Annotated in this window: 26 protein-coding genes and 1 pseudogene; 9 read left to right on the top strand and 18 right to left on the bottom strand. The window is 72.9% G+C overall.

What is annotated here, in order from left to right; all coding sequences use genetic code 11:
• Positions 1–11: 11 nt before the first annotated feature.
• Together A4A78_RS03985 and A4A78_RS03980 are read right to left on the bottom strand one after the other, a co-directional pair.
• Positions 12–770, bottom strand: coding sequence for an IclR family transcriptional regulator (locus tag A4A78_RS03985; protein ID WP_062947098.1), 759 nt, complete (start codon positions 768–770; stop codon positions 12–14).
• 19 nt (positions 771–789) lie between these two features.
• A complete protein-coding gene (locus tag A4A78_RS03980; protein WP_062947097.1) occupies positions 790–1,872 on the bottom strand; it encodes a D-2-hydroxyacid dehydrogenase in 1,083 nt (360 codons plus the stop codon).
• A 112-nt stretch (positions 1,873–1,984) separates the two neighbouring features.
• On the opposite strand from A4A78_RS03980, the gene A4A78_RS03975 reads away from it, so the two are divergent.
• The gene (locus A4A78_RS03975; protein WP_062947096.1) at positions 1,985–2,893 is read left to right on the top strand and encodes an NAD(P)-dependent oxidoreductase; all 909 of its coding nucleotides are present in this window, start codon (positions 1,985–1,987) and stop codon (positions 2,891–2,893) included.
• 325 nt (positions 2,894–3,218) lie between these two features.
• Positions 3,219–3,503, top strand: a complete 285-nt coding sequence (locus A4A78_RS03965; protein ID WP_062947094.1) for an antibiotic biosynthesis monooxygenase — start codon at positions 3,219–3,221, stop codon at positions 3,501–3,503.
• 31 nt (positions 3,504–3,534) lie between these two features.
• Here A4A78_RS03965 and A4A78_RS03960 read toward each other — a convergent pair whose 3' ends face one another.
• Complete coding sequence (locus A4A78_RS03960) at positions 3,535–4,401, bottom strand: hypothetical protein (RefSeq protein WP_062947093.1); 867 nt, start codon at positions 4,399–4,401, stop codon at positions 3,535–3,537.
• 170 nt (positions 4,402–4,571) lie between these two features.
• On the opposite strand from A4A78_RS03960, the gene A4A78_RS03955 reads away from it, so the two are divergent.
• The gene (locus A4A78_RS03955) at positions 4,572–5,321 is read left to right on the top strand and encodes a CDP-alcohol phosphatidyltransferase family protein (protein WP_231880825.1); all 750 of its coding nucleotides are present in this window, start codon (positions 4,572–4,574) and stop codon (positions 5,319–5,321) included.
• Between the two features lie 178 nt (positions 5,322–5,499).
• On the opposite strand, the gene A4A78_RS03950 is transcribed toward A4A78_RS03955, so the two are convergent.
• A complete protein-coding gene (locus tag A4A78_RS03950) occupies positions 5,500–5,769 on the bottom strand; it encodes a hypothetical protein (RefSeq protein ID WP_231880824.1) in 270 nt (89 codons plus the stop codon).
• Positions 5,770–6,102: 333 nt separating this feature from the next.
• On the opposite strand from A4A78_RS03950, the gene A4A78_RS17730 reads away from it, so the two are divergent.
• Entirely contained in the window at positions 6,103–7,329 is a 1,227-nt protein-coding gene (locus A4A78_RS17730) for a hypothetical protein (protein ID WP_156488547.1), read from the top strand.
• A 331-nt stretch (positions 7,330–7,660) separates the two neighbouring features.
• Here the strand turns inward: A4A78_RS17730 and A4A78_RS03945 are convergent, their stop codons facing one another.
• The 9 genes from A4A78_RS03945 to A4A78_RS03905 form a co-directional block, all read right to left on the bottom strand.
• Complete coding sequence (locus tag A4A78_RS03945; RefSeq protein ID WP_062947091.1) at positions 7,661–9,025, bottom strand: acyl-CoA dehydrogenase family protein; 1,365 nt, start codon at positions 9,023–9,025, stop codon at positions 7,661–7,663.
• Positions 9,025–10,242, bottom strand: a complete 1,218-nt coding sequence (locus tag A4A78_RS03940) for an acetyl-CoA C-acetyltransferase (protein ID WP_062947090.1) — start codon at positions 10,240–10,242, stop codon at positions 9,025–9,027. Before A4A78_RS03940 ends, A4A78_RS03945 begins: the two co-directional genes overlap by 1 nt.
• A gap of 182 nt (positions 10,243–10,424) precedes the next feature.
• Positions 10,425–11,327, bottom strand: a complete 903-nt coding sequence (locus A4A78_RS03935) for an ABC transporter permease (protein WP_082835172.1) — start codon at positions 11,325–11,327, stop codon at positions 10,425–10,427.
• Entirely contained in the window at positions 11,324–12,568 is a 1,245-nt protein-coding gene (locus A4A78_RS03930) for an ABC transporter substrate-binding protein (protein WP_062947089.1), read from the bottom strand. Before A4A78_RS03930 ends, A4A78_RS03935 begins: the two co-directional genes overlap by 4 nt.
• The gene (locus tag A4A78_RS03925) at positions 12,565–13,278 is read right to left on the bottom strand and encodes an ABC transporter ATP-binding protein (protein WP_062947088.1); all 714 of its coding nucleotides are present in this window, start codon (positions 13,276–13,278) and stop codon (positions 12,565–12,567) included. Before A4A78_RS03925 ends, A4A78_RS03930 begins: the two co-directional genes overlap by 4 nt.
• A complete protein-coding gene (locus A4A78_RS03920) occupies positions 13,275–14,510 on the bottom strand; it encodes an acyl-CoA/acyl-ACP dehydrogenase (RefSeq protein WP_062947087.1) in 1,236 nt (411 codons plus the stop codon). Before A4A78_RS03920 ends, A4A78_RS03925 begins: the two co-directional genes overlap by 4 nt.
• Positions 14,510–15,064, bottom strand: coding sequence for a DUF4242 domain-containing protein (locus A4A78_RS03915; protein WP_062947086.1), 555 nt, complete (start codon positions 15,062–15,064; stop codon positions 14,510–14,512). The genes A4A78_RS03920 and A4A78_RS03915 overlap by 1 nt, the downstream gene beginning before the upstream one ends.
• Before the next feature lie 119 nt (positions 15,065–15,183).
• Positions 15,184–16,038, bottom strand: coding sequence for a PRD domain-containing protein (locus A4A78_RS03910; protein WP_062947085.1), 855 nt, complete (start codon positions 16,036–16,038; stop codon positions 15,184–15,186).
• 145 nt (positions 16,039–16,183) lie between these two features.
• Positions 16,184–18,400 carry a glucose PTS transporter subunit IIA gene (locus A4A78_RS03905; RefSeq protein WP_062947084.1) on the bottom strand — a complete coding sequence of 739 codons (2,217 nt, stop codon included), beginning with the start codon at positions 18,398–18,400 and terminating at the stop codon, positions 16,184–16,186.
• A gap of 239 nt (positions 18,401–18,639) precedes the next feature.
• Between A4A78_RS03905 and A4A78_RS03900 the strand changes: the two genes are divergently transcribed.
• Positions 18,640–19,188: an N-acetyltransferase gene (locus A4A78_RS03900; RefSeq protein ID WP_082835171.1), complete on the top strand. Its 549-nt coding sequence runs from the start codon at positions 18,640–18,642 to the stop codon at positions 19,186–19,188.
• 91 nt (positions 19,189–19,279) lie between these two features.
• Here A4A78_RS03900 and A4A78_RS17425 read toward each other — a convergent pair.
• Positions 19,280–19,432: pseudogene (locus tag A4A78_RS17425) on the bottom strand (mandelate racemase/muconate lactonizing enzyme family protein); the annotation flags it as partial.
• A gap of 323 nt (positions 19,433–19,755) precedes the next feature.
• Between A4A78_RS17425 and A4A78_RS03890 the strand changes: the two are divergent.
• Together A4A78_RS03890 and pdxH are read left to right on the top strand one after the other, a co-directional pair.
• Positions 19,756–20,091, top strand: a complete 336-nt coding sequence (locus A4A78_RS03890) for a hypothetical protein (RefSeq protein ID WP_062947082.1) — start codon at positions 19,756–19,758, stop codon at positions 20,089–20,091.
• Positions 20,092–20,199: 108 nt separating this feature from the next.
• On the top strand, positions 20,200–20,889 hold the full coding sequence (gene pdxH / locus A4A78_RS03885; RefSeq protein ID WP_062947081.1) for a pyridoxamine 5'-phosphate oxidase: 690 nt from the start codon (positions 20,200–20,202) through the stop codon (positions 20,887–20,889).
• 84 nt (positions 20,890–20,973) lie between these two features.
• On the opposite strand, the gene A4A78_RS03880 is transcribed toward pdxH, so the two are convergent.
• Both A4A78_RS03880 and A4A78_RS03875 read right to left on the bottom strand, forming a co-directional pair.
• Positions 20,974–21,738: an ATP-binding cassette domain-containing protein gene (locus A4A78_RS03880; protein ID WP_082835170.1), complete on the bottom strand. Its 765-nt coding sequence runs from the start codon at positions 21,736–21,738 to the stop codon at positions 20,974–20,976.
• An 83-nt stretch (positions 21,739–21,821) separates the two neighbouring features.
• Positions 21,822–22,370 carry a GNAT family N-acetyltransferase gene (locus tag A4A78_RS03875; RefSeq protein WP_197466625.1) on the bottom strand — a complete coding sequence of 183 codons (549 nt, stop codon included), beginning with the start codon at positions 22,368–22,370 and terminating at the stop codon, positions 21,822–21,824.
• Positions 22,371–22,461: 91 nt separating this feature from the next.
• Between A4A78_RS03875 and A4A78_RS03870 the strand changes: the two genes are divergently transcribed.
• Together A4A78_RS03870 and A4A78_RS03865 are read left to right on the top strand one after the other, a co-directional pair.
• Entirely contained in the window at positions 22,462–23,208 is a 747-nt protein-coding gene (locus tag A4A78_RS03870) for a thioredoxin domain-containing protein (protein ID WP_062947080.1), read from the top strand.
• Positions 23,209–23,465: 257 nt separating this feature from the next.
• On the top strand, positions 23,466–23,930 hold the full coding sequence (locus A4A78_RS03865) for a hypothetical protein (protein WP_062947079.1): 465 nt from the start codon (positions 23,466–23,468) through the stop codon (positions 23,928–23,930).
• Between the two features lie 123 nt (positions 23,931–24,053).
• Here the strand turns inward: A4A78_RS03865 and A4A78_RS03860 are convergent, their stop codons facing one another.
• Both A4A78_RS03860 and A4A78_RS03855 read right to left on the bottom strand, forming a co-directional pair.
• On the bottom strand, positions 24,054–24,938 hold the full coding sequence (locus A4A78_RS03860; protein WP_062947078.1) for a GH25 family lysozyme: 885 nt from the start codon (positions 24,936–24,938) through the stop codon (positions 24,054–24,056).
• 228 nt (positions 24,939–25,166) lie between these two features.
• On the bottom strand, positions 25,167–25,904 hold the full coding sequence (locus A4A78_RS03855) for a glutamine amidotransferase (protein WP_062947077.1): 738 nt from the start codon (positions 25,902–25,904) through the stop codon (positions 25,167–25,169).
• Positions 25,905–25,941: the final 37 nt, after the last annotated feature.

Raw genomic sequence — 25,941 nt, 5'->3', positions numbered from 1 at the left:
CGGCGCCGGGGTCAGCCGGCGGGTCGGAGGAACGGGTTGGTGAGCTGGGCGGCGACGCCGAGGGCGGCGCGGCCGAGGCGTTCGAGGGTCTGCTCGTCGGCTTCGGCGGCGGGGAGCGCGACGCCGAGGGCGAGGGGCGGGTCGGTGGGTCGCCAGGGCTCCAGCGGCACGGCCACGCCCCAGATCCCGGACAGCCCACGGCCCGGGTCGACGGACCAGCCGCGCTCGCGGGTCTCGGCGATCTGGGTGCGGATCTGCTCGGCGGACGGCATGCCGGGCGCCTCGGTGCGGGCGATGGCCTCGTCGATGCGGGCGTCGTCCAGTCGCGAGAGCATCGCGAGCCCCGCGCCGGTGGTGACGGCGGCCAGGCGCGATCCGAGCGGGGTGCCGAGCCGGTGGGCGCGGCCCTCGTGCCGGGCGAGATAGAGGGAGTACTCCCCGTCGAGCATCGCGACCTGCACGACCTCCCCGCGCAGCACCGGGTCGGCCTCGACGACGCCGTAGAACTCGCGGATCTGGTTGAACTCGTGGGCGAAGGCGCCGCCGAGCTCGGCGGTGCGTCGGCCCAGGCGGTATCCCGCCTCGACGCGGCGGATCATCCCGCCGTCCTCGAGGACGGCGCAGATGTTGGAGGTGGAGGACTTCGCGGCGTCGAGGGCGCGGGCGAGGTCGGAGAGGGTCAGCGGGGCACCGCCCGACTGCTCGAGCAGCTCGAGCACGCGCAGCGCGCGGGTGACGGCGGGGGCGGGGTCGCGGGTCGTCTCGGGCATCGTCGCTCGTCCTCCCGGCTCAGTAGAACTCGACGGTGTCGACGCGGTTGGCGAGCTCCTCGCCGTGCAGGAAGCGGCGGAGGTTCTCGATGAACTGGGCGACGATCCGCTCCTCCTCGCGCCGGTCGAGCGCCGCGGTGTGCGGGCTGATCAGCACGTTCGGGTGGTCCCAGAGGGGACTGTCGGCCGTGAGCGGCTCGCGGGCGACGACGTCGAGGGCGGCGAAGCCGATGCGGCCGGTCTCGAGAGCGTCCAGCAGCGCCGGCTCGTCGACGACGGTGCCGCGGCCGACGTTGACCAGGATCGTCCCGGGCCGCACGGCGCCGAGCACCTCCGGGCCGACGAGGCCGACGGTGGAGTCGGTGCCGGGCAGGGTCACGACGATCGCGTCGACGTCGGCGGCCGCGCTCGCGAGGTCCTCGATCGGGACGAGCTCGTCGACGCCCTCGACGGGGGCTCCGGAGCGGGTGGTGCCGAGCACGGTCGCGCCGACGGCGTGGAACAGGGCCGCGCAGGCCTTCCCGATGCCGCCGAGGCCGACGACGAGCACGCGCATGGTGTCGAGCTGGCGCATCTCCCAGCGCGGTGACCAGTCGTGGTCGCGCTGCTGGGCGAGGAGGCGGGGCAGGGTCTTCGCGCCGGCGAGCACGCCGAGCAGGGCGAACTCGGCCAGCGGGCCGCCGTGGGTGCCGGCACTGGTGGTGACGGCGATGCGCTCGAGCTGCTCGGGCGCGAGGCCCGCGGCGCGCAGCTGGGAGCCGCCGCCGGCGGCCATGGTCATCACCCAGCGCAGGCGCGGGTTGGCGCTCGCGGTGCGGGCGAGCTGGGAGGGGTCGACGTCGGGGAGGGAGAAGAGCACGTCGGCGCTGTCGACCATCTCCTCGAAGCGGCGCTGCTGCTCCGCGGTGCGCTGGTGGGCGGGGTCGCCGTCCCAGTCGGCCGGGAAGCGGCGGGGGCGGTAGAGCTCGTGGTCGCGGACCACCTCGACGCGCGGCTCGGCCTGCTCGATGCGGGCGCAGAGCTCCTCGGGGAGGTCCACGCCGATCACGACGCGGGGGCGGGCGGCATCGGCGGGGGCCGGCTGCTCGGGGGTGGTCGTCATCGAAGCTCCTTCGCTCGGACGGGGACGGTCTGCGGTGACTGCGGGGCGAGCGTACCCCAGATTCAGAGGAGTGAACAGTGTCCACTCCAGTGGACTGCCATAGTCTGTCGGCATGCGAACCGATGACGCTTCCTCCCTGCCCTCCCCCGCCCGCGCACGCCTGGGCGTGATCGGCTTGGGCTCAATGGGCGAGCCGATGGCCCACCACCTGCTCGCCGCGCACGGCGCCCTCGTGGTCCACTCCCGAAGCCGCAGGGAGTCACTGATCGAGGCCGGCGCGACCTGGGCGGACACTCCGCGCGAGCTGGCCGAGCAGGTCGACGCCGCGCTCGTGATGCTCCCGGACCTGCCCCAGCTCGCCCCGATGCTCGAGGGCCCGGACTCCCTGCTCGCCGCCGGCACGGAGCTGCTGCTCATGATCGGCTCGACGAGCTCCCCGCGCGGGGTGCGCGAGCTCGCGGACCGGCTGGTCGGCGAGACGGGCGGCCGGGTGCGCCTCGTGGACGTACCGGTCTCCGGCGGTGAGGCCGGGGCGCGGTCGGGCACGCTGTCGGTCATGGCCGGCGGCGCGTCGGCCGACGTCGAGCGGGCGCGCACACTGCTCGCCCCGTGCGGAACGGTGCGCCACCTCGGCCCGCTCGGCGCCGGCGAGGTCGCGAAGGCGTGCAACCAGATGATCGTCGGCGCGACGATGATGGCGATCGCCGAGGCGACCGTCCTCGCCGAGCGCAGCGGCATCGCTCCGGCGGACCTGTTCGAGGTGCTCTCGGGCGGCTACGCGGGCTCGACGCTGCTGGCGGACAAGCGCGACAAGCTCGTCGCCGGCGACTACTCCCCCGGCGGCACCGCCGCGTACATGACCAAGGACCTCGGCTTCGCGGCCGAAGTCGCCGAGGACACCGGCACCTCCCCCGCCCTGCTCGGCGCGCTGCGGAGCGCGTACAACGAGCTGGTCGCGGCGGGGCTCGGCGAGGAGGACCTCTCGGTGGCGCGCCGCTTCGTCGCCGAGCGCGGCGCCTGAGCCGAGCACGGCTTAGGCAAGCCCTGAGGCCCATGCGATCTTCGTCGGCCTCACCCACAACCCGAAGGTCGCCGCGCTGTGCGAGCGCCTCGCCGCCCAGCACCCGACGCTGCACATGCACCGCCCGAACCACACGCACTCGGTGCGCTGAGCGCTCGGACTACGCCGGACCACGACCGTCGGCCGCCCGCCCGGCCCCTCCGTACCACGCTCGCCGGCCGCCGCCTCGGTCCCTCTGTCCTGCCCGGCGGCGCGCTGCGCGCCGATACTGGCCGCATCGGGCGGCCGCCCCGCCCGCCCCACACCCGACCACCAGGAGGACCCTGTGACCGTCGTGAAGATCAACCGCCTCGCCGTCCCCGGCGGGCAGTCGGCCGAGCTCGAGAAGCGCTTCGCCGCCCGGAAGCACTCCGTGGACGGGGCGCCCGGCTTCGAGGGCTTCGAGCTGCTGCGCCCGGTCGCGGGCGAGGAGCGCTACTTCGTCCTGACCCGCTGGGCGGACGAGGAGAGCTTCCGGGCCTGGGCCGAGCAGCGCGAGTCGCGGGATCCGTCGACCACGGTCTCCCGGGCCGAGGGCATGCTCGAGTTCGAGGTCGTCGACCTGGAGTGAGGACGGCCCGCGCCTGCGTCGTGCCGCCCGCTCATCGCTCCGCGAGGTACAGCGGCTCGCCGTCGATCGTCTCGACGGAGAACAGGGCGGAGCCCCGCTCCCCCTCGGCCAGCTCGAGGGCGACGATCGCGGTCGCCCGGTCACCGTCGGTGAGGGCGCCGATGTCCCGGAGCGGGGCGGCGGTCGCGACGTCGAGGTCCATGTGGCAGCTGGCCCAGGACGTCGACTCGAGGCAGAGGTAGAGGTCCTCGGTCGGGACCGTGCCGCCGGGACCCGTGTACGCGACGTCGACCGTGGCCAGCACGTATCCCGCGCTCGGGTCGGGCGGGGGGTTCGCGGGGTCGGTGGCGACGGCGGCGTCCGCATCCCAGTCCACCTCGGTCACGGTCACCTCGACGATCCCACCGCTCACCGTCGGCCAGGACAGGGTGTGCTCCCCGAGCGTGGCGGGCCGGTCGTAGGTGCCGACGTCCGTGACGACCGCACCGGAGGCATCGGTGACCCTGCCCGGCGTGTACATGCTCGAGTACCCGCCGACGGGATCGCTCAGCTCGTACGGCGCACCGCCGTAGAAGTAGAACAGCCCGCCGAGGACGAGGACCAGCACGAGCACGAGTCCCGACACGGCGAGCGCCAGGGAGGACAGCACGATCGCGACGATCGGCAGCGCGCTGCTCCGGGCACGCTCCGGCGGCGCCGACGGGGGCGGGAGCAGCGAGGGGTCGGACCAGGTGTCCACCTGCGCAGGTTCGGCCTGCGCAGGTTCGGCCTGCGCGGTGTCGGCATGCGGGTCATCACGCTGCGCGGGCGCGAGCAGCGCCCACGGAGCAGGAGCAGGGTCTGCGGCGCCGCCGGGGGCGAGGGCAGGCAGGGGCTGAGGCGAGGAGCCGTCGGACATCGGTGACCGCCAGGGGTGCAGAAGGGACCAGGAGCCCGCGCTTCCGGTGGCCCGTGCGGCAGCGGTGAGCGGAATGTAGCAGGTCGCGGGGCAATTCACGCGCTCTCGTCACCGACTCGTGACCGTGGGGGCCGGCGGGCCGCCCGAGGCGTCCCGCTACGCTCCTCGACATGGCCGCGACATCGCCCGTCCCGGCCCCTCTCGGGAGGCTTCGCCGGGTGGGGACGGTCCTCGCGGTGCTCGCAGTCGGGCAGCTGCTCGCCGGCGTGCTCGTGGTGCTCCTCGCCGCTCCCGCCTCGAGGCTCCTCGCCCTCGGAGCGGTGCTGGCAGCTCTCGCGACGTGGCCCGTGGCGGCCTCGACGCTCCGTCCGAGAACCCCGGGGGCGGTGACGGCGGCCGACGCCCTGACCCTGCTGCGCCACCTCGGGGCGGGTGCGCTTGCGGCGGCGGCCGTGCTGGACCTCGGCGGGGAGCTGGCCGCGCGATCGTGGCCGCTCGCCGCGCTGATCGCGACGACCCTGGCCACGGACGCCCTGGACGGCCCGATCGCGCGGCGCACCGGGAGCGCGGGTCCGATCGGTGCCCGGATCGACATGGAGGCCGACGCGGCGCTGGTGATGGTGCTGTCCGTGCTCGCCGCGACGGTGGTGGGACCGTGGGCGCTCGCGATCGGGCTGATGCGCTATGCCTTCGTGGCGGCCTCGTGGGTGCGGCCCGCGCTGCGGGAGCCGATGGCCTTCAGCCAGTTCCGGCGGCTCATCGGCGGCGGTCAGGGGGTTGCGCTGCTGATCGCGCTGGTCCCCGTCGTCCCCGTCCCGGCGGCGGCCGCGGTGGTCGCCCTCGCGCTGGCCCTGCTCGTGGTCTCCTTCGGACGGGACGTCGTCCGACTCGAACGCGCGCAGCGGACGGCTCCCCGCTGAGGGGGCGGCGGGTCCACCTCTCCTTCGGCATCCCCCTGTTCGCCCTCGACGGCTTCGGCCGCCTGGGCCTGCCGGCGCTGCTGTACGCGCCGCTGGCAGCGCTGGAGCAGTCCCGGCCCGCTGACGGAACCGCCTGTCTCCGGCGCACCGGCGACGGTGCGCCTGCCGGGATGCGGTCTCAGCCCTCGAGGGTGATCAGCTGCTTCCCGCCGGGCGCGACGATCCGCACCTCGGGGCCGAAGCTCGCGTTCTGCACCTCGTGCGCGAACACGTCGGAGGAGACCATCGCGGCGAGGACGCCGGCGCCGCCCTCGCGGAAGAGGAACAGCTGCGCGGAGGACTGGTAGTACTTGCCGTTCAGCAGCGTCGTGCCGGCCGCCTCGTTGACGCGTTCGGCGGGAGTGGTCTCCGGGAACACCATCAGCTCGTCGAACTCGACATCGACCACGTCGGCGAGGCGGACCGACAGGATCCTCTCACTACACTTGGAGCTTCAAGTCGAAGCCTTGCGCACTCCGGTTTGCCAATAGCCGCATTTTAAACGCCTACCGCACAGAACCCTTAGAAGCCCCAAAGGGTTCGCAACTAAAGCCCGCCCTCACCGCGACCCCCGGACGGTTTCTACAAACATACATTGCCCCCGAACACAGCCCCAACAACACATCGAACGCTTACCGGCGGTAGCATCTACAAATAGGGCGATCCGCGCCAGATCACCCCCTCCCCACAGAAGGCCTATATGCTTGACGCCCTCCTTGTGTCACTAATTACATTATCTGGAATGCTGGTCACGCTCGGTCTATATTACATTCTTTCCGTAAACTGGCCCCGCCTCTACTTTGGCCCCAGTGACGGTCTCGAGATTTTCCTATCATCCCGCTTCGTAATCTTTGCCGGGTTCCGAATAGTTCCTGTGGCCATCATCTCCAGCGCCACTTTCACGTACACCTCGATGATCACAGATGATCGAAAGTGGCTGCCACCAACACTCTTCATGGTTGCGTATGGGATGTTTGTGTTGGCCTCAAGGTTGGCAAATCGGGTTAGGCACGGACGGCGACTAAATCTGCCAGACGCACTCTGGATACTCACATCAGTGTCCCTTGCGGCATTCGGTGTGCTCATCGGCAGCTTTGCAAGTCCCCTACTTGCTTCGTTAGCCCCAACTCCGGGCACACTTAGAGACGCCGTGTTCACAGCGGTGCTTGTTGCAGCAACCCTCGGAGCCGCACAACGATTCGGCTTAAGTGGGGACTACTCTGAACGCGCAATCAAGAGGGCTATTAAAGAATTCATCGAAACTACGCGGACTATCGAGGCGCAAAGCCGTAAGCGCAACATCGATCGATGGGTCATCTCTGCCATCTACATCGCCGAGCAACTACAACGACCGCGGTGGTTCCAGGGAATTGAACGCGTACTTTACTCTCTTGGGGCACCAGTCACTACAGGAGCTTTCCAGTATCGAGATGGGCATACAAGGCCCCGGAGTTCGGAGATCACTCGCTACCTAGACCGGGGTTCAGCTTCCAATTTCGCCTCCATGTACGGAGGGCTAGGTGAACAAAGAGGCCACCGGATCGCTACCATGACGTTTAGCCTGCACAACAGTGCAAAGCCATTCGTCGACCTCTGCAATGCAGTCCACACTGAGCTAATTCGCCAAGAGTTCAACTCGTCGTATGCCCTCAGCTGGATCCACGCCCACGGTCTCGAAGTAGGGGAATTGCGACTACACGAAAGTTATCCATTTGACTTTCTGTTCTCGATCCATTCTCGAATAGACACTCGGGAGGCAGTGCAATTCACACTCGGCGTCGTCGGCCCCGAGGAGGGTCCATCGAAATACAAATTGCTCCCCGGAGAGACGATCCAGATCGAGGTGCACCGCCACCTACTTGGCCAGAAGTGGCACCTGCAAATAGAGGGTGACGAGTCTCCCGCAGAGCCAAATCGAGTATTCATCCCTCTCGACACCCTAAACTTCGACGCCAACTGGGAAGGCTAACCCCCGAATTAATTACGCACTTCCATGCCGGAGAGAAGTCGGCTCGGTCGGATGGCCCGCCATGACGCAATCAAAGCAAAGTGCAATCCCACTCCTCCTCGCACGACAAAGAAGGATATTTGAGGGCAGCTCGTCCTATGCACCCATAATCGCATCACCGTCATTATTCGGCAGTTGCCCCATGCGGAATATAGAATTTCTCTAATCTGGGTGAGCGCCAACAGTCGCCGGGTTGAGCGGTATCCTCATTCCGCTTGTCTCGCTTTGGAAGATCACCACAGCCCGGGCGTTCCTGCCTGAATGGTGAAACGCTCGACCCGTCACCTTCCGCTCACGCGAACGCGCTGGTCCCTGTGATCGACCGTCCGACGATGAGGGACTGCATCGTGTCGGTCCCCTCGTAGGTGTGCAGCGCCTCGATGTCGCTGCGGTGGCGGATCACGCGGTTCTCGAGCAGGATCCCGGAGCCGCCGAGGAGGTCGCGGGCGTTCGAGGCGATCTCGCGGGCGGCGCGGGTGTTGTGCACCTTGGCGAGCGAGGCCTGCTCGGGCCGGATGGTGCCGGCCGCCTCGAGGTCGGCCAGGCGGCGGCAGTACAGCTGCATCGAGGTGAGGGTCTGCAGCATGTCCGAGAGCCGCACCTGGACGTGCTGCGCCTTGGCGAGCGGACGCCCGAACTGGATGCGGGTCGTGGCGTGCTCGAGCGCGGCCTCGTAGCAGGCGATCGCGTGGCCGAGCGCGCCCCAGGCCACCCCGGCGCGGGTCGCGAACAGGACCCTGGAGGTGTCCTTGAAGGTGCGCGCGCCGGGCAGGCGCTGATCCAGCCCCACCCGCACCTCGTTCAGCGTGATGTGGGCCTGGTGGATGGCGCGCAGCGCGACCTTGCCGCGGATCACCTCGGCCTCGTAGCCGGGCAGGGACTGGTCCACGAGGAAGCCGCTGACCTGACCGTTCAGCTGCTCGTCGGAGGGGTCCTCGACCCGCGCCCACACCACCGAGAGGTGGCAGCCGGCGCCGTTGCCGATCCAGCGCTTCTCGCCCGTCAGCACCCACTCGTCACCCTCGCGGCGGGCGACGGTCTCGAGCGAGACGGAGTCGGAGCCGTGGTCGGGCTCGGTGAGGGCGAAGGCGGCGTGCTCGGTGCCGGTGGCGAGGGAGTCGCCCCAGCGCTGCTTCTGCTCCTCGGAGCCGAGCAGCATGATCGAGCGCAGCGCGAGCCCACCCTGCACGCCGACCATGGTGCCGACGCTGCCGTCGATCCGGGAGAGCTCCATGTTCACCAGGCCCGTCGCGAGCGGGGAGAGGGTGCGGTGGCCGGGCACGTCCAGGCCGTCGGTGAGCAGGTCGAGCTCGCCGAGGCGGGCGACGAGCTCGATCGGGTACTCGCCGCGGTCCCACCAGTCGTTGATCCGCGGCAGGACCTCGTCGGCGAGCGAGCGGGCGTCGGCCCAGGCTCTCAGGTCCTCGCCCTCGACGTCCTGGAAGAGCGCGAGGTGGTCCGCGGTTGCGGGCAGGAGCGTCTCGGGGGTGGCGGCCGACGCGTCGGGGGCGGAGACGACGGCGCGCTCGGTGACCACCGAGTCGACGCGGTCGCGGTTCTCGTCGGTGCCGGGGTTGCCGCCGAGGGAGATGTGGCCGGGCGCCGGGGCGTCCCAGCTGCTGGTGTCGGTGGTGGTGCGGGTGTCGTTGCTGGTCATCACTTGATCCTCTCGACGATGAGGGCCATGCCCTGGCCGCCGCCGACGCAGAGGGTGGCGAGGCCGTAGCGGCCGTCGCGCTCGGCGAGGCCGTTCAGGAGCGTGGTGGTGAGTCGGGCGCCGGTGGAGCCCCAGGGGTGGCCGAGCGCGATCGCCCCGCCGTGGACGTTGAGCTTGTCGTGGGGAATGCCGAGGTCCTCCGCGGAGGGGAGCACCTGGGCGGCGAAGGCCTCGTTGAGCTCGACGAGGTCGATGTCCTCGATGGTGAGGCCAGCGAGGTCGAGGGCCTTCTTCGTCGCCTCGACGGGGCCGAGGCCCATGATTTCGGGGCTGAGGCCGGAGACGCCGGTGGCGACGACGCGGGCGAGCGGGGTGATGCCCAGCTCCTTCGCGTACTCCGCCTCCATCAGCACCAGCGCCGCGGCGCCGTCGTTCAGGGGGCAGCAGTTGCCGGCGGTGACGCTCCCCTCGGGGCGGAAGACGGGGTCGAGGCCGGCGACGGCCTCGTAGGTGACGCCGGCGCGCGGGGAGTCGTCGGTGTCCACGACGGTGCCGTCCGGCAGGGTGATCGGGGTGATCTCGCGGGCGAAGAAGCCGGAGGCCTGCGCGGCCTCGGCCCGGTTCTGGGAGCGGGCGGCGAACTCGTCCTGCGCCTGACGGGTGACGCCGCGCAGCTCGGCGACGTTCTCGGCGGTCTGGCCCATCTGGATGTACGCGTCGGGCAGCTCGCCGTCCTCGCGCGGATCGTGCCAGGGGGCGGGGATCTCGCGGGTGGCACGCTTGTCGGTGCGCTCCCACGCGGCCCGGAACTGCGGGTCGCGGGCGTCCTCCTCCATGAGCTTGCCGGTGCTCAGCGAGATCGACTCGACGCCGGCGGAGATCACGGCGCGCGCCTCGCCGGAGGCGATCGCATGGAAGGCGGCGCGGGTGGTCTGGATGGAGGAGGCGCAGAAGCGGGTGACGGTCGCGCCGGGCACGGTGTCCAGGCCGAGCTTCACGGCGACGGTGCGGGCGAGGTTCCCGCCCTGGTAGCCCTCGGGGATTGCGCAGCCCAGCTGCAGGTCGTCGATGGTGGCGGGGTCGAGCTGCGGGACCTGGTCGAGGGCGGCGCGGATGGTCTGCGCGGCGAGATCGTCGGGCCGGACATCCTTCAGCGACCCCTTGCGGGCCCGCCCGATCGGTGAGCGGGTGGCGGCGACGATGACGGCTTCGGGCACGGGTTCCTCCTGGGACGGCGGTGTCTTCGGGCGGGCCGGAGTCGCGGCGCGGCCGCAGGGATCCGCGTCGGCGGGACCTGCGGCCGACGTCGGCTCCGGACGCCGGCGTTAGTGATACTACGGGTTGCAGGTACCTGGTGGGAAACGGAGCCGTTCTCGGCGCCCCGGGAGCGCCGCCCGGCTCATCCCCGGCGCGGGGTCAGGAGGAGGCGCGCGAGCAGGTCGATCGCGGCGCCGAGCACGCCGATCACGAGGATCACCACGAGCATCTCGTCGTAGGCGAGGCGGTCGCGGGCGTTGAGGATCTCGTAGCCGAGCCCGCTGGTCACGCCCAGCATCTCGGCGGGCACCAGCACCACCCAGGCGATCCCGAGGGCGAGCCGGATCGACTGCAGCACGGCCGGCCGCACCGAGGGGACGAGCACCGTGCGCAGCATCTCGCGCCGGTTCGCGCCGAGGGTGTGGGCGACGGCGACGAAGCGCGGGTCGATCGCGGCGACCGCCGCCGCGGTGCCGAGCAGGATCGGCCAGATCGCCGCGGCCGCGACGAGGAAGACCACCGGTGCCGAGCCGACGCCCAGCAGTGCCACGGCCACCGGCGCCCAGGAGAGCGGGGAGATCATGCGCACGAACTGGACGGGCAGCGCACTCGCCCAGCGGGTCGGCCGGTGCAGCCCGATCAGCACCCCGGCGGGGATGCCGACGGCGGCGGCGATCCCCATGCCGAGCAGGAGGCGGAGGGTGCTGGTGACGAGGTCCTGGACGAGCACGCCGGTGGCGAGCAGGGAGGCGAGGGCGGAGGGCACGCCCAGGGGGTTCAGCGCCGCGAGCATGGGACTGCCCGCCCCGCCGACCGCGGTGAGGGCCCACCACGCGAGCCCCACGGCGAGCACGCCGAGCACTCCCCAGGCCAGGGCAGAACCGCGCTCCGCACGCACGCTGCCGCGTCGACGGCCGGGGCGCCGCGACGTCCCGTCGGCCCCGCCTCGCGCAGGATCGCGGTGACGAGCCCCGAGGGCGGCGCCGTCCCGGGGCTCGGGGCGGTCGGGCTCCTCGGCGTCGAGGTCTGCGGGGACGAGGCTCATGGGGCGATCTCCTCGGGGTCGTCGAGGCCGACCAGCGAGCCGGGGTCGATCCGCCGGGCGGCGTCACGCAGCGCGGTGTCGTCGACGACCAGGTCGTGGGCGTCCTCGGGGTCGATCTCGGCCAGCGCGCCGAGGGGTGCGTCGAGCACGGCGGTGCGCATCTCGCGGACCAGCTGCGCGGTGAAGCCGGGCCTGATCACGGGGGTGAAGTCGATGGTCTCCCCGTGCCACTCGGGATGGGCGACGTGCGCATGCCCGGCGCCCTCGCGGTGCATCGCCGCGGCGATCGCGGGAGGCGGCTGGGGGAGGTAGGTCCCGGCGAGCTCGGCGGCGACGCTCGCGCGGTCCTCCCGGCAGGCGATCTGGGCCCGAACGAGGGCTTCGGCGACGCCGGCGATCTGCTCGGGCGGGCGGCGCAGGAGCGCTCCGGAGGCGACGGTGACGCAGCAGGGATGGGAGCGCCACACGTCGCCGAGGAAGCGGCCGATGGTGCCGGCTCCCGTCGTCTCGCCCATCGCATTGAAGGGGTCGGCCACGGTGTATGCGCTGATCGATCCGGCGTCCAGCGCCGGGATCATGTCCGAGGGCGCCATCGGCACCAGGGTGACCTCGCCGCGGTCGCGGGAGGCGGTGCGTCGCACGACGGGGGTGAGCCCCTCGGCGCGCAGCATCTGCTGGACGATGACGTTGTGGATCGAGAACCAGCTGGGCACGGCGAGGGTGGAGCCTGCGAGCGCGCCGAGCTCGGGCACGTCCCGGCCGAGGGTGAGGGCGGAGCCGCCCGAATGGTTGGCGCCGAGCACGGTGATGTCGGCGCCGAGGTCCAGGCGCATCTGCAGCGCCATCGGGAACAGCAGGTGGACGAGGTCGACGCTTCCGGCCAGCAGGGCCTCTCCCATGGTGGCCCAGGAGCGCAGCCGCACGGGCTCGGCCACCTCGACCCCCGCCTCGGCGAAGAGGCCGCGGGAGTGGGCGATGAGCAGCGGGGCGGCGTCGGTGATGGGGAGGTAGGCGATCCGCAGCGGGCGCTGCGGGGCCGGGTCCGTCCCGTCACGCCCAGCGCCGCCCGACCCGCTCCCGGCCTGCCCGCTGCGGGACTCGGGGACCTCGCCGCGGGCGGCGAGGCCGAGCCCGGCGCCGGCGAGGCCGGACAGCGCGAGCGCTCCTCCGCCGCCGAGGACGGCGCGTCGGCTCGGACCCCGCGCGCCCGACGGCGTGCGCGAGGAGCGCTGAGGGGTCACGCGCCCGCCTCGACGACGGCCCCGCGCCGGTAGTGGGCGAGCACCTCCTCGCGGGTGGTGCCGTCCTCCCGCGGGGTCCAGTCGGCGGTGATCCCGCGAGGCCCGTCGAGGTAGACGATGCGGTCGGCGACCACGAGCGCCTCGTCGACGTCGTGGGTGACCAGCACCGCCGAGATCTGCACGCGGGTGAGCACGTCGCGCAGCCAGGTCTGCAGGTCGGCGCGGATCGCGGGGTCCAGGGCGGAGAACGGCTCGTCGAGCAGGACCACGGAGGGGTCCACGGCGAGCGCCCGGCCGAGGGCGACGCGCTGGGCCTGCCCTCCGGAGAGCTCGGCGGGCAGGGCGCCTGCGAGCTCGGCGATGCCGAGGTCGGCCATCAGCTCGGGAACCCGTTCGGCGCGGAAGCGGCCGGCGTTGGCGCAGTAGCGGCCGCCGAGGGCGATGTTCTCGGCGACGGTGAGCCAGGGGAAGAGGTCCGGGGACTGCGGGACGAGCGCCGGCAGGCGCGGATCCGCGCCGCGGTCGATGCGCCCGGACTGCGGCTGGTCGAGATCGGCCAGCAGCCGCACCAGGGTCGACTTCCCGGCACCGGAGGCGCCGAGCACGCACAGGGTCTCGTGCTCGGCGACCTCGAGGTCCAGGTCCTGCAGCACGGGGCCGGCGCCGCCGGGATAGCTGTGGGTGACCCCATGGAGCGCGAGGCTGCTCATGCGCGCCCGTCCGTCGCGTCGTCCCCGGCGCGCGCCCGCAGATGGCGCAGGTGGATCTCGGTCGGGGACTGGACGGGCAGGAACGCCGCCTCGCGGGCGCGGCGCGAGGTGTCGGAGGCCAGCGCGTAGCCGCGGCCGCCGACGATCTTCTGCTCGAGCCGGGTGGCGCGGCCGGTGAGCAGCGCGGCCTCGAGCCGCACCCGCACCAGCTCGGCCGGGCTGTCATTGCCCGACGGCGCGTCCGACGGCACGGCGTCCGTCGGCGCGTCTTCCCACGAGCCGCCGGCATCGCCGGCATCGCCCGATCGCGCGCTGCCCGATCTCGACGTGGAGCTCGCACGCACTCCCCGAACGAGCCCGTCGCGGAGCTGCCGCCAGTCCGCGGCGGCCGTGGAGAGCTCCTCGGCGAGGACCTCCCGGGCCACGTCGTCGGCCCCGGCCTCGGCTGCGTCCAGCGCCGCCCCGGCGAGCCCGAGGCACATGGCGGTCTGGATCTGCAGGAACGTGGAGCGGACCCGGTCGCGGAAGGCGGGCAGGTCGCGGGTGAGGACGTCCTGTGCGGGGATGCGCACCTCGTCCAGCAGCAGCACGCCGGAGGCGGTGGCGTCCAGGGCCGTGAGGCCGGTGAGCTCCTTGACCCGCACCCCGTCGGCGTCGCGCCGGTGGCGGACGACCGCGCGTCGGCCGTCCTCGAAGCGGACGGGGGTGACGACCCAGCCGCCCGGACGGAGGTTCGAGCACCAGGGCAGCACGCCGGAGACGACGAGCCCGCCGTCCGGGGAGTCGGTCGCGAGCAGCGGGATCTCGCCCAGCCCGGCCTCCTCCTTGAAGGCGGGGGCCATGCCGGAGGCGAGGGCGACGGCCCCGCTCTCCGCGCCCTCCGGCAGCGGGGTGCCGGTCGCCTCGTGGTACGCGATCGACGAGCGGTGGCCCCACAGCGCGAAGGCGGTCGCGGTGCAGCGGCGCGCGAGCACGTGGGTGAGCTCCGCCGCCAGCGGAAGCGGCGCGGTCAGGAGGTCGAGCTCCCCGAGCGCGGCCGGCCCCTCCCAGAGGTCCGCCTCGGCCCGATCGACCGCCGCGGCGCTCTCGGCGACGCGGGCGAGCACGGGCTCCGCCGCCGCGGGCAGCGCGGCGAGGCCCAGCCCGTCGCGGCCGAGGGGTTCCGTGCCGTCGCGGCCGGCGCGGTCCGTGCCGTCCGCGGGCACGGCGGTGCGGACGGAGACGGCGGTCATCAGGCGCCCGTGGTGTCGAGCTCGATCGCGCCGAGCGCCCAGATGCGGTCGATCGGGGTGGAGACCGCCTCGCGGGCGCGCACGACGGCGTCCTCGTCGGGCGCGTCGTAGAAGCACAGGCACTTCGCGGTGTCCTCGCGCACGTAGGTGCGCAGGAAGCTGGTCTCGGGGACCTCGGCGTACTTCGGGGCGTTCGCCTTCTTGCGGGCGAGGTACTGGTCCATTGTGATCTCGGCGGGGATGTCCCACTCCACGAGGTAGCCGGCGCCGCGGCGCAGGGCCTTGATCTCCTCGAGCTCAGCGCCGACCAGGCGCACCTCGTCCGGGCCCTGGACCTCCTCGGCGACCTCGCGCACCGCCTCGCCGACGGCGGCCGCGGCCTCCGCGGAGCCGGCCTCGACCACGGTGAACAGGCGCGAGTGGTCGGCGGCGACCTGCGACTCGATGATCTCGGCGGCCTCTCCGTCACCGGCGCCGAGGAGGGCGTCGAGCACAGCCTGGCTGCCTTCGCGGGTGGCGAAGGAGGGGGCGATCTCGAGCAGGAACAGCGACATGGGGGCACCTTTCGTCGTCCGCTCCGACGCCATGACGGGCCGAAGCATTGCTTATGGCGGCCATCAGGATGGCACAGAGCGCGGTGCCCTGTCGTCCCCGCGTCCACGGACGGACCGGCTCACGAGGGGCCGGCGGCCTCCGCCTCCGTCGTCATCCGCGCCACGTGCAGCGCGAGATAGGAGACCTCGTCCTCGGAGAGCCCCTCCCCCATCCGCAGCTGCACGATCACGGCGAGCTGCTCGGCGGTGCGAGTCTCTTCCGGATAGGCCTGGCGGATGGTGCGGCTGATGAGGGACTGCTCTCCGGCCAGCTGGCGGTGCTGCTGGATGCGCACGAACATGTAGCGCACATGGGTGATGAAGCGGGCGGCGGCCATCGAGTGGCGGTCCAGCTCCAGCCCGTAGCGCTCCCCCACGATCGCGAGCATCTGCTGGATCACGCCGGTCATCGTGTACGTGAAGGAGAGGTCGCCGGTGGAGAACCCGGCGTTGACGAGGTGGAGGGCGAGCGCGGTCGCCTCGTGCTCCGGCAGGAGCGGGTCGACCAGGCGGTTCACCTCGTCCAGGAGGCGGCGGGCGCGGTCGTACTCCTCGGGGTAGAGGGTCTGGACCTCCGCGCGCAGCGGGTACTCGATCTCGATGCCACGGCGCAGCCGGTCAAGGGCGCCGGAGACGTGGTCCGCGACGGCGATGGCGAGGGTGGGGCGGTCCGATTCGCCGTCCTCGATCCCGGCCTCGCGCAGCGCGATGACGACGGCGCGCAGCACCTCCTGGTCGATCATCGCGAACGCCTCGGCGAGGTGGTCGGGGTCGCGGCCGTCGGCGGGGACGAAGACCTGCACGATCTTCGCGGGGTCGACCTCCTGGCCCACCTGGGCGCGGAAGCCGATGCCGCGTCCGGTGAGGATGACGCCGCGATCGGCGTCGTCGCGCGAGAGCACCACGTTGTTGTTCAGGACCCGCAGCACGCGCATCGGCTCCGCACCCTCCTGTCGCAGTCTCCCGGCACACTCACCTGGCGCGCCCACCCGGGACTTCTCGGCCTCGAGGGCCTGCCGCGGCGAGCCGTCGCCGGTGCGCGCACCCTCTGCTGGGAGGGTACGCGCACCGGCGCTCCGGTCAGCGCCGGGCGGTGAGCACGGCGTCCCCGGCGGCGACCTCGCCCGCGGGGGCGGGCTCGACCGCGGCGAAGGTCGCCGTGTTCGGGACCGTCACCAGCGTGATCGGGTCGAATCCCGCGGCGCGGACCGCCTCGAGGTCGACGACGGCGAGCAGGTCGCCGGCGGCGACCTCCTGCCCCTGCTCGACGCGGACGTCGAAGCCCTCGCCCTGCATGGTCACGGTGTCGATGCCGACGTGGACGAGCACCTCGGCGCCGCCGTCGGCCAGGAGCCCGAAGGCGTGGCCGGTCGGGGCGACGGTGGCGAGCAGCCCGTCGGCCGGGGCGAGGATCCGCCCGTCGGCCGGGATGATGCCCACGCCCTCGCCGAGCGCGCGGGAGGCGAAGACGGAGTCGGAGACCTCGTCGAGGCCGACGAGCCGGCCCGCGACCGGCGCGCCGATCACGACGGCGCCCGCGGAGGAGCCGGCGGCCGGGGCGGCATCCGACGCGGCGGACCCGTCGGCCGGGGTCGCGGATCCGCCCGTCGAGGCTGTGCCGTCGGCCGCGGAAGCACCGCCGGCCGACGGACCGGCGACGGGATTCGCGGACCCTGCGGCCGCAGCGGCACCCGCGGGGGCGCCGACGGTCGCGAGCTCACGCTCGGCCCCCGCGGCGTCGGCGGCGTCAGCGGCGGAAGCGCGCGCGGATTCGGCGGGTGCCGCGGCGGCCTCGGCGGCGTCACGGGCGGCGTTCGCCTCGGCGCGCTGCTCGGGGGTGCGGTAGTCGGAGAGGAACACGAGCACCATCGCGAGCACGAAGGCGACCGCGATCGCGATGACGTAGGTGAGCATCGGGTCGAACACGGGGATCGTCAGCAGCGAGGTGAAGGCGAACACGGAAGTGTTCACCCCGCCCAGCAGGCCCACCACCAGGCCGCCGGCGAGGCAGCCCACGAGCATGCGTGGGTAGATCCGCTTGAAGCGCAGGTGGATGCCGTACAGGGACGGCTCGGAGATGCCGCCGAACAGGCCCGCGGCGAGCGCGCCGGTGGCGGTCTGGCGCATCTCGGTCTCGCGGTGGCGGATCGCCAGCAGCAGCACGCCGGCGGTCGCGCCGAAGCAGGCGAAGTTCCATGCGCCCATGGGCCCCTGGATGAAGTCGTAGCCGAGGGCGTTGATGTTCTGCAGCATGAGCGCGTTCAGCGGCCAGTGCAGGCCCAGCGGCACCAGGAACGGGTACAGCAGCGGGATGAGGATCGCGAAGACGAGCGGCGCGTTGCCGTTCAGCCAGGCCAGGCCCGCGCCGAGCCCGTTGCCGGCCCAGATGCCGAGCGGGCCGATGAGGAACCCGGTCACCGGGATCATCACCAGCATCGCGAGGAAGGGCACGAAGACCAGCTGCACGTTGGCGGGGAAGACCTTCTGCAGCCCCTTGTAGACCAGGGCGAGCAGCGCCACCATCAGCAGCGGCACGAACACCTGGCCGCCGTAGTCGTTCAGCTGCATGGGCAGGCCGAACACGGTCGCGACGCACTGCTGGGTGCCGAGCAGCTCGTTGGTGGTGCAGGTGACGCCGGGGGCGGTGCCGTCCAGCAGGCCCATGTAGTCCGGGGTCATCACGGCCGCCATCACGGCCGCTCCGACCCAGCCGTCGATCTGCAGCTTCCGCGCCGCGTTGAAGGCGACCATGATCGGCAGGAAGTACAGCACCGAGCGCCACATCGCGTCGACGAACACCCAGGTCGCGGACTTGTCCTCGGCGCGGAAGTCGATCATCCCGACCGCGTCGAGCACGGAGGCGATCGCGATGATCAGCGAGGCGCCGAGCAGCACGCCCATGAGGGGGCGGAAGGAGTCGGAGAGGTACTCGAAGAAGCTGTCGAGCCAGGACCACTTCCCGCGCGCCTTGGAGCGGATCGCGGCCTTGACCTCGGCGTCGGTCTGCGGGCGGGGGCTGCCGCCGGCGGCCATCGAGGGCAGGGCCATGATCTGGGAGTGGACCCCGGCGACGGCGCCGCCGATGACGACCTGGAAGCGGTCGCCGGACTGCGGGACCGTGCCCATGACCTCCGGCAGGGCGTCCAGCGCCTCGCGGTCCACCTTCGCCCCGTCGTGCAGCTGGAAGCGCAGCCGGGTCGCGCAGTGGGTGAGGCTCTCGATGTTCTCGGGGCCGCCGACGCCGCGGAGGATGTCCTCGGCGGTCTGGGCGGTGGTCCCTGGGGAGGAGCTGCTCATGCGGCGTCCTCGCCCCCTTTCGTGGAGTGGTCCGGGCTCGGCGTCGGGCGCGGACCTGGGTGCGGGCAACAAAAAAGACCCGGGGCCCTGCCGGGTGCGTCATGGCGCGCGGCACGGTCCCAGGTCTTGCTCCCCCGCCGGGACGGGGGATGACAATCCGGTGAACGCTGAGGTTCGACGAGGACCTTAGCAGGATCCACGGGAAGCGCAAGGGGCGGGACGGGACTACCCTCGCGAGCATGTCAGCGCCCCGCACCGATTCCCACCCCGGCGCCCGGTCAGCGCGACCCGCGTTCACGATCGACGTGCCCGCCCCCGCCGACGCCCCCGCGCTCGCCCGCGTCCACGTGCGCGGCTGGGAGGTCGCCTACTCCCATGCCCTGACCGGCGAGGAGTGGTTCGGGGAGCCCGCGATCGCGCGGCGCCTCGCGCACTGGACCACGTGGCTGACCCCGGGCACGCCCGAGGCCGACGAGGGCGTCTTCCGGGTGGGCCGCGACGCGGACGGCACCCCCGTCGGCCTCGCCGCGTCCTGGCCGCCCCGCGATGCGGAGCCGGTGCGGGAGCGGGAGCTGTCGGTGCTCTACGTCGAGCAGGCCTGGCACGGCACGGGCCTGGCGAGAGCGCTGGTGGAATCGCTGATCGGGCAGGAGCCGGCGAGCCTGTGGGTCGCGGAGGACAACGCCCGCGCGCAGCGCTTCTACGCGAAGCTCGGCTTCGTCGCCGACGGGACCCGGCAGGTCGATCCGCGCTGGCCGCAGCTGCCCGACATCCGGATGGTGCGCTGAGCGCAGGCCGTGGCGCCGTGCGGCGCTGTGCGGCGGGCGCTCCGCTGTGCGCCGGCCGGCGCGCTGCGCGAGGGTCGTCGAGCCCGCCGCCTCAGCTCCCGAGCAGGACGGAGTCCGCGGTGAGCGCGCGGCACCGCTCGGACAGCGTGATGCCGAGCCCCGGACGGTCCGGGACCAGCATCCGGCCCTCGCGCGTCTCGAGCCGCTCCTCGAACAGCGGGTCGAGCCAGTCGAAGTGCTCGACCGGTCGGGGACCTTCTACTCGATCGGGATCCGGGCGCTGCTGGCGGGCACGAGCTTTCTGGACCGGGACCCGCGGGTGCGGCCCCGCGCACGAGGCGAAGATCCTCGCCGCCCTGCGCGCGGCGCGGGACCGCATCGAGGAGTCCGCGCCGGCACCCGCCTGAACCGGCGGCTCCCGCCCTCGATGCCGCTGCACCCGCCCGCCGGGACCCCACGGCCGCGCCGCGGGTCGGACCGCGCCCGCTCGAAGATCCTCCCCCGGGTGGACGTCGACGCCCGCCCGGGCGGACGCGCCCGACGCACCCGTCGACGGATCGTAGAGGCATGAAGAACGCGACCATCGCCACCAGCCGCACCCGAGCCACCTCCGACCACCTCATCGCCTACCGACCCCTCCCCAGCGTCTGGGGCGACGTCGACGCGCTGCACGCCGTGCGCGAGCGCCGGGAGCTCGTCGCCGCCCAGGGGCTCGACCCGAGCACGCTGGAGATCCCGGCCCTTCTCGCCAGGATTCCGGTCCCGGCCGACGGCTCCCCGGCCGCTTCGCGCCGGGCTCCTGCTCACCGCGCCCCGCGTCGGGGCCTGTGGTCCCGCCTGCTGGGCGGCGACGGGACCCCGCGCCAGGTCCGCGGCGGAGGCCAGCACCTGGCGGCCGCCTGAGCCGGCCGTCGACGTCGCCCTCAGCTCTCCGTGCGTCCCGACGCCATGGTCGGCGCGGGGAGGGCGGGACACGCGCACCGCGCCGTGCGACGGCCTACGATCAGTGCCATGACCAGCGCCTCGGACCGTCTCGCCGGCGAACGACTCGATTACCTCGCCGGCTCCCTCGCGGACGCCGCCCCTGCGGACCCGCTCGCGTTGTGCGACGCCTGGCTGCGGGACGCCTTCGCACGTCGGGAGTCCCGCGGCGACATCTCGGACCCGACCGCCGTGGTGCTCTCCACCGTCGCGCTCGACGCCGACGGCACGCCCCGGCCGCGCTCCCGCACCGTGCTGCTGAAGAGGCTCGACGCGGACGGCGCGGTCGTCTACACGAATCTCGAGTCCGACAAGGGCCGGGAGCTGCGCGTCACTCCGCGCGCCGCGCTGCTCATGCCCTGGTACCCGCTGCAGCGACAGGTGCGGATCGAGGGGCCCGTGGAAGAGGTGCCTGCCGAGGAGTCCGACGCCTACTGGGCCTCTCGCCCGCGCGGCTCGCAGCTCGGCGCCTGGGCCTCGCACCAGTCCCGGGAGATCGACTCGCGCGATGCCCTCGAGGCGAGGTACGCCGAGGTCGAGGCACGTTTCGAGGGTGCGGAAGTGCCGCGCCCGGAGTTCTGGGGCGGGCTGCGGATCCGTCCGGAGCGAATCGAGTTCTGGCAGGGCCGGGCGCACCGGGTCCACGACCGGATCGTCTACGAGAGGTCGGCCGACGGTGCGCGCACCGGAGCGTGGGAGCGTCACCGCCTGCAGCCCTGAGACCGGGACCCGACGCCGGCACGGCGGCACGCGATGCCGATGCCGCGGGCGCCGCCGCGCGATGCCGTCGCGCGCAGCGCCCGCTCAGCCCGGATGGCGCAGGAACCGCTCCGGGGCCTCGAGGAAGCTGCGCCAGGTGCGGACCAGGTCGAGGTCGTCGTAGTCGGCCCGGCGCAGCCCCCACTCCCCCAGCTCGTACAGGTCGGCGTCGGGCAGCGCGGCGAGGACCGGCGAATGGGTGGACAGCACGATCTGCGAGCCGGCGTCGGTGATGCCCTGGAGCAGCTCGAGCAGGGTGAGGCAGCCGCTGAGGGACAGCGCCGACTCGGGCTCGTCCAGCAGCCACAGCCCTCGGATCCTCGAGCGCTCCTCGACCAGTGCGAGGAAGGACTCGCCGTGGCTGCGCTCGTGCATCATCCCGCCGACGCCGATCTCCTCGTAGTACGTGAACAGGGAGTGCATCGTCTCGGCGCGCAGGAAGAAGCCAGAGCGCGGGGCGCCGGCCCCTCGCACGAGCTGGAGATGCTCGGCCAGAGGGGACTCGGTGCGGCGGGTGGCGTGCATCGCCCCGGTCCCGCCGCCCTCCGGGTTCAGTCCGTAGGCACCGGCGAGCGCCTCCACGAGGGTGGACTTCCCGGCGCCGTTGTCCCCGGTCAGCACCGTGACCGGGCCGAGCTCGAGGCCGTCGCGGAGCACCTGGCGGATCGGGGCGAGGGTCGCCGGCCACGCCGCGTGGTCCGCGGGGGCGAGGGGGTGCTCGCGCAGCTCCCGCACCGGCAGGACCGGGGTGTCGAAGGGCGAGCCCGGGAGCCCGGGCTCGTCGAAGTCGTCGCCGAAGAGGCCGTCCATCAGCTGCTGCTCACCTCCGCTCTGCTGTCCGTGGCACTATCCGTCGGCTCGGCTGGCCGGGCCGCTCCCGCGGGGCCGTCCCGTCACACGCCGAAGGCGGGCGGGTAGGCGATCTGTCCGCGCGGCGTCGGACGCTCGGCGGTTAGGGCGAGGGCGAGGAAGGCCTCGTCGGGCACGTCGAACGGGGCGGTGACCCCGACCCCGGAGGCGGGGGTGAAGCCGAAGCGGGGGTAGTACTCGGCGTGGCCCAGCACCACGACGAGGTTCTCGCCCTGCTCGCGCGCCGCAGCGAGCGCGGCGCGGATCGCGGCCGAGCCCGCGCCGCGTCGCTGCTGCGCGGGCAGCGTCGCGCAGGGGGCGAGCGCGAGCACGGGCTCCCCGCCGACGTGCGCCCTGGTCAGGAGCGCCTGCGCGACCGGTCGCGGGCCCCCGTCGGCGTGCGCGATCCAGGAGAGCCCCTCGATCCAGGCCTCCCCGTCGGCGCGGAGCGCCTCGACGAGATCCGCCTCCTCGGGGGTGGGGAAGGCGGCGGCGAGCAGGTCGCGCAGCGCGGCGGCATCGTCGGGCCGCTCCGCGCGGGTGCGCCATGCGGCGGGGGCGTCGGGCGCCTGGGCGGAGTCGTGAGAGCTCATGCCCCCAGCATGCACCGTCGTCCGGACATCCTTCCCGAGGACCGCTACCCTCGTGCACGCCCCTCCCTCCCCGATCCCCGCGAGGTCCTCCATGTCCCAGCCGCGCTCCCGCACCCCGCTCGTGCTCGGCATCATCGGCGGCGCCGCCTGCCTGGGCCTCGCCCTGCTGCTGGTGCTCGGCGGGGTCACCGGCTACCTGATCCTGCGTGAGGGCTCGGACTCCGACGCGGGTCCCGGCACCTCCACCGAGGCCGACGGTCCGGGCGGAGCGGAGGGCTCCGGCGAGCTCGTGGCGCCGCCCGGGGCGGCGGCCGACCAGCCCTATCTCGAGCTCAGCACCAGCGACGACGGGCCCGTGGTCGACGTCTACCTGGACTTCCTGTGCCCGCATTGCCAGACCTTCGAGGCGACCCAGGGACCGGACCTGCAGGAGATGGCCGAGGCCGGGGAGATCACTCTGCGGATGCACCCCCGCCCGATGCTCGATGCGACCTCCTCCCCGGCCGGCTACTCCGGCCGCGCCGCCAATGCCGCGCTCTGCGCCGCCGCCGAGGACCCCGCGAACTGGTATCCCGCCTCGGCCGCCCTCTTCGCACAGCAGCCCGGCTCCGCGGGGCTCCCCGACGAGGACCTCATCGGCATCGTCGAGGAGGCCGCCGCGGTCGACATCTCCGACTGCCAGACCGAGGGCACCTACCTGCCCTGGCTGGAGGAGGTCGTGGAGCCGGACGCCCAGCAGACCGTCCCGGGCACGCCGGCCGTGCTCATCGACGGCGAGCAGTTCAGCGGCGACATCACGAGCACGGACTCCGTGCGGAAGGCCGTCGAGGCGGCCTGAGCCGCGCTGGTCGTCGGCCCGACGCGCGCGGAGGCGCCCCGCCGCTCGATCGGCCGACGGCCCGCCCTGCGGCAGCGCGACCGGGCCGCCCTGCGGCAGCGCGACCGGGCCGCCGGCTGACGGGTGGCAGACCGGAGATGGCCCGGATCACTCGCGGTCCCCTCCTTGGTGTCCCCCCGGCGACGCCCCGGCGAACACCTGAGGACAGTCCAGCTCCCACCCTGGGTTCTCCCCGGGGCCGGTCCTACCTTTGGAGCATGCAGACCGAGACCTGGCACTTCCCCGTCGGCCTCACCCACGACGCCGGGTGGGAGCTCGACGTCCGACGCACCCTTCCCGCCCCGCCCTCCGAGATCTGGCAGCGACTGCTCGCCGAGTGGCTCCCGCAGTGGCTGGGTGTCGAGTCCGTCCCGCAGATGGTCGGTGCCCCGGTGCGTCGCGGGGGCCGGGTCCACGGCCGGGTGATCGGCTGCCATGTCGGCCGACGCGTCCGCCTGCGTTGGACCCCCGACACCCTGGACCACGAGACGGTGTTCCAGGTGACGCTCCAGGAGGCCCCGGAGTCGCTCGGCCGGGCCACGATCCTCGAGATCCATCAGGAGCGTCTGCTCGGCGCCGCCGAGCGACAGGGCCTGCTGGACCACTGGAACCTCGTCCTGGACGACGTCGTCGCCGCCCACGGCCGCGAGCTCGCCGGGGGCCGCCTCGACCTGCAGGGCTGAGAGCCCGGCAGTCAGCCGTTCCCGCAGTCAGCCGTTCCCGCAGTCAGCCGTTCCCGCGGTCTGCTGCGCTCGCGGTCTGCTGCGCTCGCACGCTTCTGTGCTCGCAGTCAGCCCGCCTCGCAGTCAGCCCTCGTCGACCTCGTGGCCGATCGCGCCCTCGCCGTCGGGGATCTCGGCGTGCTCGCGCAGCACCTCGATGCGGGCGACGTCGATGTCCACGCCGCCGGAGATGCCGGAGACGGTCCCGTCGAAGCGCAGCTGCCACACGGCCCAGTCGCCCTGCATGGGGCGGCTGCCCGAGGAGAACAGCCAGTCGGGGCGCGAGTCCGTGACCGGCAGGCCGTAGTGGTCGCGCCACTCCGAGGAGGAGTAGATCAGCAGACGACGGCCCCAGGCCTTCTCGACGATCGCCGTGAACGCGTCGACCTCGGCCTGCGCGTCGACCGCGCCGGGCCGCTCCTCGCAGGCGCCGTCGAACTCGAGGTCGAGAGCGGGCGGCAGCGCCGAGTCGTCGGGCGGGGCCGCGGCGAGGAAGTCCTCGGCCTGGTCCGCGCCGGAGGAGCAGAGCGTGAAGTAGTGGTAGGCGCCGGGGACCACCCCGGCGGCCTGCGCGCCGGCCCAGTTCTCCTGGAAGCGGGAGTCGACGAAGCCCGCGCCCTCGGTCGCCTTGATGTACGCGAAGCCGTACCCGTCGGAGGCGACCGCCGCCCAGTCGATCTCCTCTTGGTGGGCGGAGACGTCGATGCCCATCACCTCGTCGGGCGCGAGCGTCGTCTCCGCGGGCAGGTTCTCGAGCGCGGCGGCGTCGGCCGAGGTCGCCGGGACCTCCATCGCCGCGTCGTCGGCGGTGAAGGGCGCCGGATCGCTCTTGGCCGCCTCCTGCCCGCCCCCGCCGAGGCCCCGGATCACCGAGACGGTGCATCCGCCGATGACCAGCACGAGCAGCAGCGCGAGGGAGCCCGCGACGATCTGACGTCGGCGGACCTGCTCAGGCGTGAATCGTGGCACGCACCGGACGCTACCGGAGCAGGCCAGACCGTCGCGGGAGACGTGCCGGGCGGAAGCGGAGGAAGGACAACGCTTCCCGGCTCCCTGACGGGTCAGGGCGTGAGCCGGGTCGGCGCGGGAGCCGGGTCAGCGCGCGTACTTGGTCAACGCGCGTGCCGGGTCAGGGCGTGAGCCGGGTCGGCGCGTGAGCCGGGTCAGGGCGTGAGCCGGGTCGGCGCGTGAGCCGGGTCAGCGTGCGAACAGCTCCGCGAAGGCGCGCAGGAGCCGCGGCGGCTGGTCGGCCTCGACGTGCCGCAGCTCGGCGAAGATCTCCTCCATCTCGTCGGGCGAGAAGTAGCCGTGGTCCCGGTAGGCGCGAGCCCGCTCGATGATCGAGGGAACGTCCAGCTCGGGGTGGAACTGGGTGGCGTACTGCCTGGTCCCGACGCGGAACATCTGCACCGGTGCGGTGCGTCCGCTCGCGAGCGCGGTCGCGTGCGGGGGCAGCGTGTGCACGGCCTCCTTGTGGCCGACGAGCCCGAGGAAGGTGTCCTCGAGCTGCGCGGCGCGGACCAGCGGATCCTCGCGACCGGCCTCGGTGAGGGTGACCTCGACGGCGCCGAGCGGCTCGCCGTGGGCGCGGTCGATGAGGGCGCCCTGGTGGGTGCCGAGGGTGCCGATGCCGTAGCAGGCGCCGAGGAAGGGGACGTCGTGGGCGATGACCTGGTCGAGGACGCGGTCGATCTCCGCCTCGGCCCGCAGCTGCGCCTCGCCTTTGGAGCCGACGGGGTCGGAGACGGTGAAGGGGCTGCCGCACAGGATGATGCCGGAGATGTCGTCCACCGCGAGGTCCGGGAAGGGGTCGCGGTCCAGGCGCGCCCAGAGCAGGTCCTGCTCCTGGAGGCCGGTGAAGTCGAGCACGGCGGAGCGCTCGGTGGCGGCGACGTCGTCCTCGGGACGGGTGGCGATCTGCACGAACGGTTTCACCAGCGCATCGTATCCACTGGTGCGCGGTGCTCCCGGC

The sequence above is a fragment of the Brachybacterium sp. sponge genome, assembly GCF_001613775.1.
Classification (GTDB): domain Bacteria; phylum Actinomycetota; class Actinomycetes; order Actinomycetales; family Dermabacteraceae; genus Brachybacterium; species Brachybacterium conglomeratum.
Note: the sequence above shows the minus strand (reverse complement) of the source record. Positions and strands in the feature narration are given on the sequence as shown.